This window comes from Aquiflexum sp., from assembly GCF_041749095.1.
Classification (GTDB): domain Bacteria; phylum Bacteroidota; class Bacteroidia; order Cytophagales; family Cyclobacteriaceae; genus Aquiflexum.
Genome location: NZ_JBGTCA010000394.1, coordinates 1 through 10,593 on the forward strand (window position 1 = coordinate 1; position 10,593 = coordinate 10,593).

7 protein-coding genes are annotated in these 10,593 nt (G+C 41.3%); 1 reads left to right on the plus strand and 6 read right to left on the minus strand.

Going from position 1 to position 10,593, the window contains the following annotated elements; translation table 11 throughout:
* Positions 1–276 precede the first annotated feature (276 nt).
* The 6 genes from ACEW8O_RS17875 to ACEW8O_RS17900 all read right to left on the minus strand — a co-directional run bounded on the left by ACEW8O_RS17875 (position 277) and on the right by ACEW8O_RS17900 (position 8,556).
* Positions 277–537, minus strand: a complete 261-nt coding sequence (locus tag ACEW8O_RS17875; RefSeq protein ID WP_373495992.1) for an acyl-CoA-binding protein — start codon at positions 535–537, stop codon at positions 277–279.
* Positions 538–732: 195 nt separating this feature from the next.
* Entirely contained in the window at positions 733–1,794 is a 1,062-nt protein-coding gene (locus tag ACEW8O_RS17880; protein WP_373495993.1) for a putative zinc-binding metallopeptidase, read from the minus strand.
* A 106-nt stretch (positions 1,795–1,900) separates the two neighbouring features.
* Positions 1,901–2,635: a sugar isomerase domain-containing protein gene (locus ACEW8O_RS17885; RefSeq protein WP_373495994.1), complete on the minus strand. Its 735-nt coding sequence runs from the start codon at positions 2,633–2,635 to the stop codon at positions 1,901–1,903.
* A 4-nt stretch (positions 2,636–2,639) separates the two neighbouring features.
* Entirely contained in the window at positions 2,640–4,781 is a 2,142-nt protein-coding gene (locus tag ACEW8O_RS17890) for a c-type cytochrome domain-containing protein (protein ID WP_373495995.1), read from the minus strand.
* Positions 4,782–4,796: 15 nt separating this feature from the next.
* Positions 4,797–6,248, minus strand: a complete 1,452-nt coding sequence (locus ACEW8O_RS17895; protein WP_373495996.1) for a DUF1501 domain-containing protein — start codon at positions 6,246–6,248, stop codon at positions 4,797–4,799.
* A 1-nt stretch (position 6,249) separates the two neighbouring features.
* Positions 6,250–8,556 carry a PSD1 and planctomycete cytochrome C domain-containing protein gene (locus ACEW8O_RS17900; protein ID WP_373495997.1) on the minus strand — a complete coding sequence of 769 codons (2,307 nt, stop codon included), beginning with the start codon at positions 8,554–8,556 and terminating at the stop codon, positions 6,250–6,252.
* A 285-nt stretch (positions 8,557–8,841) separates the two neighbouring features.
* On the opposite strand from ACEW8O_RS17900, the gene fahA reads away from it, so the two are divergent.
* Entirely contained in the window at positions 8,842–10,119 is a 1,278-nt protein-coding gene (gene fahA, locus ACEW8O_RS17905) for a fumarylacetoacetase (protein ID WP_373495998.1), read from the plus strand.
* The last annotated feature ends 474 nt before the right edge of the window (positions 10,120–10,593 follow it).

The following is a 10,593-nucleotide window of genomic DNA, read 5'->3' on the forward strand; positions in this document are numbered from 1 at the left end:
CTTAAGATTTCCGCTGAAATCCCAAGGTCTGAGAATGTTAATTCTTTTTCCATGATGTTTCCTTACTTCTTCAAACCATGATCTCCTAGAAGTACCCTAAATCAAGCGACAGTAAGGAAACCCACGGTATGAAAAATGTTATTAATTTATTCGGATGCAAAGGTAAGATAAATAATTCTGAAAACAAACCTTGATTCGAAAGTTTTTAGAATATGTTGAATTATAATCAGCGATTAGTTTATGATAATTCTGAATTGTCTCCATTCAAAGGTTTAATCAGAGATATTTATCTGAAACCGAATTGACCAATTCAATATATTCTTTAGAGGCTTCGGATTTACTTTTACCTTTATATGACAGCCAGGAATTATACTTGGCGGCTGCGACAAAATCAAATCCCCCCGGTCTTTCCTCTAAATTATCTCCATCTGTGGCCTGCTTGTATAACCCATATAGTTTCAATAATTCCTCATTGGATGGTTTGGAGGTGAATTTTTTTGTGAGTGCTACCGCCTCCTCAAGTGTATTAGCTTTCATAAGTAAACTATTTTTTGTTTTTCAGTTTCCAAATGTAGGGAAAATAGAAGTGAGAAGTTATTAGAGAAGCGAGAAGCGAGAAACGAGATGCGAGAATCAAAAGATCCTTGTCACGTCCTGATTTAACTTAACTTTTCAAGAGAAAAGATCAATGCATTACATCCGAGTCAAAACACCTTTATTGGTTAAGTTTTTCTAACCCACCCCTTGTACCACCTGATGAATAAACTTTAGTTTCTCCTTCACAGAAGCATTGATCACAAATGGATACAAATCCTTTGCCCCCATACTTCTATTCAGACTGTTCATGGTAAAAATCAGGGGAAGCCACAGTTGGTAAATGGTCTCAAAGTCTTTGCAGAAATAAGCATTTTTGTCAATGACCGCAGATTTGAAAGAAAGGTTTCTGGCGATTTGAGAGTCTATGGACAAACCATAGGAATAAGCAGTTTCCAAAGTATCAACCATGTGCATATAGTGTGCCCATGCTTCAGCCCAACTTTCCCAAGGATGCATGGTGGCGTAGGCACTGATGTAATGAAGGTTCCAATCTGCCGGTGCCCCATATTTGTAATGTTGGTTCAATGCTTCCTGGTAACTGGTTCTTTCATCACCATATAATTCTCTAAATTTTGTTAGGTTATCTGTCCCATCGATCAGCCTTTCCCAATAATAATGTCCTATTTCATGCCTGAAATGTCCCAGAACTGTTCTGTAAACTTCATCCATTTTGTTTCTGGTCATCTCTCTTTCTACATCATCCGCCTCGGAGATGTTCATGGTAATCAGCCCATTGGAATGACCGGTTATCACTGTTTGGCCATCAGGCATGGAAGAGTCAGATTTGAAGTTGAATGCCAGCCCTCTTTCGTAATCGACGGATTTGGAGATGATGGGAAATCCCCATCTCAAAAGAGCATAAATCAAGCGGTGTTTTGCAAATTCTATCACTTTCCATCTCGATAGGTATTCTGGTTTTGATAAGTCCGGAATGATTCTGTTAAGAGAACATGCCACACAAAACTTATCAGGATTAACGTTTGGAATCAACCAATTGCAGACTCCGTATTGATAATTGCTGCAATAATGATAGCCTTTACCGGTTAAAGATTCTGTTAATGATCCTTCTTGTTGAAGATGCATGGAGACTATTTTAATTTGGTCGGGATCAAAACCAAGTTTGTTTTGACATTTCAAACAATGTGTATTGTCAAAATACACCGGTTGACTACAATTATCACATTTAAAAATCTGCATGGATAGAATTATTCAAGGGAACACTTCTAGTACGGAAGTAATAAATAATTAAACGGTTTTTTATTTAGATTGGAAAGGGTTCTGTAATTTTTGTAATAAAAATTTTTTACAACCCCTTCACAATCCCCTTATATTTTTTGATCAAAGCCTCATTGTGTTCTTCCCCCTCATCCGAATTGGAACTGCTGAATATCTCAGGTTCTATGCCCATTTGGATCAGGTTTTCTGTTGCCTGGACCATGATGCACTGAAGAATAACAGTCCCTACAACTGTAGATGTGGCACCTACTTTAAAATCAAAACCCTCAATAGACACAGCCGCATCTCCTATTTCGCCCCCATTGTCAAAAAACACATTTGCGATTTCAAAGAGTTTTTTTCCGGAGGGATGTCTTGATTCTACAGATAGGGTATGTTTCAGGTTGGTGATAACAATGACTTTTGCACCTTTTTGTTTTGCAGCCATGGCCATTTCAATGCTGACTGTATTTCGGCCTGAATTGGAAGATATGATAAATATATCTTTCTCCCCAATGTTATAATCCTTGAGTAATTTCCCGGCATACCCTTCCTTCCTTTCTACCTCTGTACTGTACGAAGCATCATTATGCAGCATCAGGGCATCATCCAAAATTGGTATTACCCTAGCGAATCCGCCTGCCCTGTAAAAAATCTCCTCAGCAAACATGTGTGAATGGCCGGTGCCGCTTATATAGATAAAACCATCATTGGATAAGCTGTTGGCAATCCATTCAGCAGATGTTTCAATTTTCTGAACTTGATCCTCAATGACCGATAATTTGGATTGTATCTGTTTGCAGTAATTACGGTAGGCTTTCATGGGGTCAGTTGATAAGGATTTCATCAATAAAAACCCACCCCTTTTCGCCAGCACCTGGATGCCATTTTGGTAGGGGATTGACAGGTGAGAGTTTTGCCCGGATCGCCGATACATTTTCTTTTTTAATTGGATATTCTTTTAGGAATACCTGATTTTTACGGATTTTTTCAGGTTGTTCAGGAAAATCGGTTTGAATCAGTCTTTCAGTTCCATCCTTTCCAGTTGACCAGATTTCTATTTTATAGGGAGGAACAATGTAAGATGCACCCACCTCCAATAGACTGAAGGCGATATTATTGATGGTTCGGGTCTCATTGAACTCCATTTTGATTTCCATCGGGTTTTGGCGGAATCCCAACCAACTACCGGACGAAAACTCTTCGTCCCCTTTTTCGAGGTCAAATAAAGTGGCAGTACCGTTTGCTTTGAAGCGTTTGTCAGGGGACTGTAAGAAAGTCACCTCATCGGGTTTGATTCCTGATTTTAGAAATACCGCCGACTTTTCATCACTTCCTGACCATCCATCTGCAAAGGCGCGGGTTCTTAGGGTGATATTTTTATCTATTTTGAAAGGTCCTTCATAAAGAATATGGTTGCTGCTGTCCGGTATGGTATTGTCCAAAGTATAAAAAATACTGACCGACCCGATTGGATGTTTCAGGTTGATTTCCATTTCTCCTGTAAAAATGGCTTTCTCTGCCTTGATTTCGGGCGGGTTCAATTGATAGATCTCCCCATCATCCGAATAGCCGGTTTCTATTTTGGTCTTCGGTAATTCGCTTTTCAATTCAGCAATTGTTTTATTGTCCAATCCTGTGTTCCATATAAACAATGCCTCCAAATGGGACAGTTTCTTCAAATAATTGACAGCATCTTCTGACAGATTATTTCCTGTTAGTGAAAGACTTTTCAGCTTTTTCAGATCCTGCACATGTTGAAGTCCCGAACCATTAATTCCGGTGAAATTAAGGTTGAGAATCTTTAGGTTTTGGAAATGGGATAAATAGGAAAGGTCTTCATCTTTCAATGACATATTCTGAAGGTTAAGATCCACAAGTTGGATATTGATTTTTTTCAGTTCGTCCAATGATGCTGCGTCGAATTGGGCCTTTCCAAAATAGCTTACCCTAAGTGCCGGGCTGTCAGGATAGAGTGCTTGCACTACCCTGTATTCATGGTTCAGACCAGTGATTGTTTTTTTACTCGCAAAATCAAAATCATAAACCTCTTCTTTTTTATCGTCAAACAAGGTATTGGCAAAAGTAAAAAATGGGCTTGTTTCCGGATATTCCACAACCTTTTTTTCAAATAAAGCATTTTCCAATATCCAGGTCTCCAACAACTGGATTTCCGTTTCGGTCAATTGAGGTTTGCCTTTGGGAGGCATGTGTTCTTCTTCCTCGATGGGCAGAGAAATTCTTTGAAGAATTTCCGAGTTTTCCGGATTTTCCAAATCTATGACATCCCCGTTTTTCCCACCGGCTAAAATAAACCTGACTTCATCCAATCTCAAGTCTCCTTTTTGTTTGGAGGCTTTATGACAACTGACACATTTTTGTTCTAAAATAGGTCGGATGATATGGTCATATGCAACGGCTTCTTCAAGGCTTACAACCGGTGCGGAAACTTTGGAGCTTATAGGGAATAATAGAAAATCTTCTCCATGAGTCAGTGAAGCACCCAAATGGCCTGTCACCAATACCAACACCAAAACCGATACGGACATGGTTTTGGCTAGAATTGATTTCCCTTTTGCCCAGGCCAGGTACCATACCGAACCCAACCAAAAAACCAACAAACCTGTCCATTGGTGGTTTTGGAGGTCTTCCTGAACATATCCTTCTTCTGCACTCAAAAACAGACCTGCGATTACGGTCAGTCCTGTGAAGAACAGTGACAGTAAAAGCAAAATCTGAAGTAATGAATTTGAATTATGATCAAGGATTTTCGGAAACCAAAAAAGCAGTCCGGCCAATACCAATAATACTATTGGGAAATGGAGCAAAAGGGGATGCATCCTACCAAATACTTCAAGAAATGGAGGCAGGCTGATATATTGCTTTCCGATTACAAAAGCAAGTATCAGTCCGTTGAATACAATTAGGGAATTTTCAAGAAATGAAACGATTTTCCGGTTTTGGGTCATATAAAATCTAAAAATCTAAACCAGAATATCATTTACAACTTTTCCATGGACATCGGTCAATCTGTACCGTCTCCCCAAATGTTTGAATGTCAACCGTTCGTGGTCAATTCCCATCAAGTGGAGCACGGTGGCCTGAAAATCATGAATATGAACAGGATTTTCGACTATGTTATATCCAAACTCGTCAGTCTCCCCATAGACCATTCCTGATTTGACGCCACCGCCGGCCATCCAGATGGAAAATGCCCTTGGGTGGTGGTCCCGTCCATAATTGTCCAACTGTATTTTTCCCTGACAATAATTTGTCCTGCCAAATTCACCTCCCCAAATCACCAAGGTTTCATCTAAAAGCCCTCTTTGTTTTAGGTCAGTTATCAGGGCCGCTGAGGCCTGGTCCACATCGTTTGCCTGATTGATCATTTCTCTTGGTAAATTACCATGTTGGTCCCATCCCTGATGATAAAGCTGAACAAAGCGCACTCCGCTTTCAGAAAGTTTTCTCGCCAGCAAACAGTTGGCGGCATAAGTTCCAGGCACAAGACAATCAGGTCCATACATTTTGATGATGCTGTCAGGTTCTTTGGAAATATCGGTTACCTCAGGCACTGCGGTCTGCATACGGAAAGCCATTTCATATTGCTGTATTTTGGCCTGGATTTCAGGGTCACCAAACTCTTGGTAATTGACCTCATTCAAGGAAGATAAATGGTCCAACATTCTTCTTCTATCTTCCCTATTCATTCCTTTGGGGTCAGAAAGGTAAAGCACCGGGTCTTCACTTGCGGAAAATTGTACTCCCTGATGAACGGAATCCAAAAATCCATTGGTCCAAAGTTTGGAATATACTCCCTGACCATTTCCTTTTCCACGGCTTAAGAGGACACAAAAAGAAGGTAGATTGTTATTTTCACTGCCGAGTCCATAACTCAGCCAAGCCCCCATACTGGGCCTGTTCCCCACTTGTGCGCCGGTTTGGAAAAAAGTCAATGCAGGGTCGTGGTTGATGGCTTCAGTGTGCATGGATTTGATGATGCAGATGTCATCCACAACTTTGGCGGTATGAGGGAAAATATCCGAAATCCAGGCTCGGTGTTCTCCATATTGCATGAATCCATAATAGGATCCGACCAAAGGAAAAGAGCTTTGTCCTGCGGTCATACCCGTCAGTCTTTGGCCCATTCTTATGGATTCAGGTAATTCCTGACCCATTTGTTGGTTGAGCATGGGTTTGTAGTCAAAACTCTCCAATTGTGATGGTGCACCGTTTTGAAAAAGGTAAATGATTCTTTTGGCTTTGGGTGCGAAATGGGGCAGGGCAGCCATCAGTGCGTCTTCTCCGCCTTTACCTTTGAAAAGGTCAGGAATCAACAAACTGCCCAATGCGAGACTTCCTATCCCAAGACTAACCTTGGATAGGAATTTTCTCCTGTTTTGATTCAACCCATGTTCTAATTGCTCTTTTTCCATCTTAAATCTTTGTTATTGCTTCCTCCAAATTATAAAGAGTGGTAATGACCTGGGCCAACGCCGCTTTTTCACCTGTTATTTTATCTTTTTCCAAAGGATATTCCCCGATTTTGACCAGGTCAACAGCACTGTTTTGGTCTTCTGAAAACCTGTTCAATTCCTCATTGTAATATCTTAAAAGAATGTCCAGTTCTTCACTTTTTGGAGTCCGTCCTACAATCCGCATAAATGCTTCTTCTATGGCTTTGTTTGGTTCTGCGTAAATATCAGTGAGTTTTCCCGCCAATACCCGGGAAGCTTCAAGAACCAATGGATCATTTAACATCACCAAAGCCTGCAAAGGTGTATTGGTCCTTCCACGGCTCACCTCACATTGGTCCCTATTGGATCCATCGAAAATAATCGGCATCGGTGGAGGCGAAGTGAGTTTGATAAAAGTATATAGGCCCCTACGGTAGAGTTTGTCGCCCTTGTCCTGTTTGTAAGTTTTGAGTTCTCCTCTTCCGGATGTGGCAGCTTCCCAAAGGCCATCGGGTTGGTAGGGCTTGACACTAGGCCCACCTATTTCGCTGACCAAAAGTCCCGAACTTGCCAGAACCAGGTCCCTGATATTTTCGGCCGGTAACCGAATTCTTGGGGCTCTTGCCAGATAAATGTTTTCCGGATCGATATTGAGTTTTTTGCGTTCTACTTTCGAGGATTGCATATATGTAGCTGAGGTCAGTATCTGTTTCAGCAGTCTTTTGATGTCCCAGCCATTTTCCATAAAATCGACTGCAAGCCAATCAAGCAGTTCAGGGTGGGAGGGTAGGTCACCTTGCATTCCAAAATCACCCGTGGATTTGACGATACCCTGACCAAAGATTTCCTGCCAAATCAAATTCACAAATACACGTGCGGTAAGTGGGTTTTCGGGGTTGACTGTCCATTGGGCAAGCCCCAATCTGTTTTTGGGATATTGATCCGAAAACTCAAAAATAGTTTCAGGTGTATTTGGATTGACGGGTATTGTTCGGCCATCGTATAATCCCCTGTCCAGAATATAGGTTGTCCTTACCGTATCCAACTCCTCCATGACGGAGACCATCAACTTGCTGCTATCGGCATGATTGATAAATGTGAGTAATTGATCGATGTCATCTCTTTCAATCCATAAAATGGGTGTTTTCGCTGGTTTGGATTGCATCACATCGCCTTCATAACCTTTTTCAGGAGTGTTGTTAAAAAATGCGAACATCTGATAATAGGCCTCCTGCGATATCGGATCATATTTATGATCATGGCATTGGGCACATTCCATGGTCAGACCCATGATTCCTTTGCTGAATGTGTTGGTTTTATCCAATACATATTCTACCCTATATTCCTCCGGTATCACTCCACCTTCTTCCGTATATTTATGATTTCTATTAAAGGCTGTGGCTAAAATCTGCTCCTTATTGGCATTTGGCAACATGTCTCCGGCCAATTGCCATGTAATGAACTCATCATAAGGAAGATTTTTGTTGAAGGCATGTATCACCCAATCACGGTAAGGCCACTGTGTCCTGATATTGTCATCCTGATAGCCATAGGAATCCGAGTACCGGGATATATCCATCCAAAGCACCGCCATTTTTTCACCATAAGTGGGATTGGCCAATAGTTCATCAATTATCTCTTCATATGCATCCGTACTTTTATCCGCTTCAAATCTTCGAATAAGGACAGGAGATGGTGGAAGACCTGTCAGGTCAAGACTAATTCTTTTGAGCAGTTCTGATTTTTCAGCTTGGGGATTTGGTTTCAGACCTTTTTGGGCCATTTTCTGGAATGTGAAAAAATCAATTTCATTTTTTGGCCACTCTATGTCTTTGATTTTGGGCAGATCGTGTTTTTTCGGGTTAACAAATGCCCAATGGGGTTCATAAACCGCACCCTGTTCAATCCATTTTTTGATCAGTTTGATTTCTTCAGCTGTCAGACTGAGGTTGGAGTCAGGTGGAGGCATCATTTCATTCGGATCCTCAGAAGAAATCCTGTGATAAACTTCTGATTCATCAGGTCTGAAGGCTACCAAACCAAATTTTCCGGGACTTTCCTTCAGTGCTCCAAAAGCTACTTCCTCCACATCAAGCCGTAATCCCGCCTCTCTCTTATTGGCATCAGGACCATGACATGCAAAGCATTTGTCAGATAATATGGGACGGATATGGAAGTTATAGCTTAACTGTTGAGCGTCACTGAGGGCAATATCCTGATCGGAAGATGGCTTGCAAGCGAGATGGAGAAAGATTAGGATAATGGCAAAATGCCCGAAAGACTTCATGGAAGATGTTAAGTTGCGTTATTTCTGACTTGTAATTTCGAGATAAAATCGGTCAACTTCAATTTGTTAGGTAAAAATTTTATTAATGGGGGTAATGTCATGCTGATCCCGATGGCTGGAGAGAGGTCTATATCCTTTTGCCATTTCTCTCATCATTGTGGATAATAACAAAGTAATTTTTTTTTCACCATGCCGGTAAACCTCATTTATCAACCTGAAAATAATTTTTATTTGCCCACATTTAATCATTAATCCTATCTTTGTTACGATACCAATATTTTTACCATGAGTGAATTGATAGTTCCGCCACTTAAAAGCTGGGTCCCTGTTCCCAAAGATTCTGATTTCACGATATACAATCTGCCTTTTGGGATTTTCCAAAACAAAAGACTTTCTCCAAGAGCAGGAATCGCCATTGGGGACAAAATAGTCGATTTGGCAGTGTTGCATGAGGAAGGTTTTTTTTCCGACATGACACAGTTGCCGCATGGTGTATTTCAAAAGGATACCCTTAATGATTTTATAGCTTTGGGAAAACCCATTACAAAAAGAGTCAGGGAGAAAGTACAGGATTTGCTCAAAGAAGGAAACGGAGCATTGCGTGACCATCAAAGCAGGGGCAAAGCGTTTGTGACAAGAAAGGAAGCACAGATGCTTTTGCCGGTTAAGATCGGGGATTATACGGATTTTTATAGCAGCAAGGAACACGCTACCAATGTTGGAACCATGTTCCGTGACCCAGATAATGCTTTGTTGCCTAATTGGAAACACCTTCCGGTAGGCTATCATGGAAGGTCTTCTTCCATCATTCCTTCTGGAATTCCCATCCATAGGCCCAAAGGGCAATACAAAGACCAGGATATGGAAAAACCCGAATTCGGTCCAAGCCGAAGACTGGATTTTGAACTGGAGATGGCGTTTGTAGTAGGAAAGTCCACCAAGATGGGGGATAGTGTCAGCACTGACGATGCTGAGGATTTTATTTTTGGGATGGTGCTGTTCAATGATTGGTCGGCAAGGGATATTCAGGCATGGGAATATGTTCCATTGGGTCCCTTTCTGGGAAAAAGCTTTGCATCAAGCATTTCTCCTTGGATTGTTACCTTGGAAGCTTTGGAGCCCTTCAGGGTCTCTGGACCCAAGCAGAAACCTGCAGTTTTGCCCTATTTACAATACCAAAAAAACCATGCATTTGATATCAACCTGGAAGTATATATCCAACCTGATGGCTTGAAGAGCACAAAAGTCTCTAACTCCAATTTCAAGTACATGTACTGGAATATCGCCCAACAACTTGCCCACCACACAGTGAACGGCTGTAACATCAACGTTGGTGACATGATGGCTTCAGGTACAATTTCAGGCCCCACTGTGGATAGTTTTGGTTCCATGTTGGAACTTTCCTGGAAAGGTACCAAACCGGTGAAATTGGAAGAAGGAGGAGAAAGAAAGTTTATAGAAGATGGTGATACGGTGATAATGAAAGGCTACTGTGAGAAAGCAGGTATCCGTGTCGGATTTGGTGAGGTGGAAAGCAAGGTGATGCCAGGGAAGCCTAATTGAAGGATGAAGGATAAGGGATGAAGGATGAGAAAGGAAGGATGAAGGATAAGGGATGTAGGTAGACAAGGTGGTGCGTCATTGCGAGTAGCACTTGGGAAACTTTGATATTTTGAACAGTCCTTCGTGCGACGTGGCAATCTCTTTAGATGAAAGATGAGGGGGTGAAACAAAAGAAAAACAATAAAAAAAGTGTCAAGTAAATTCAGGACGTGACAATTTTTTGAGAGTATGGTAAACAATTTTTTTGAATTACTAGGTTTGGTGTAAGAGGTCAAAAATTGAGGTTGATGGTAATTCCAATATCCTTAAATATACAACCCGCCTGCCGTCGGGCCATAGCCGTCAGTTTAAGGACGTAAGACCCTGTTGGTGAGGTGTTTTTGCAATAAATCGTAGATCCCCCTTGGGATCTTTCTTCCTTTTGTTCATATTTGTATCTGTTTTTTTAGTTGAAAAAGGCGGCTTACTTCGTCG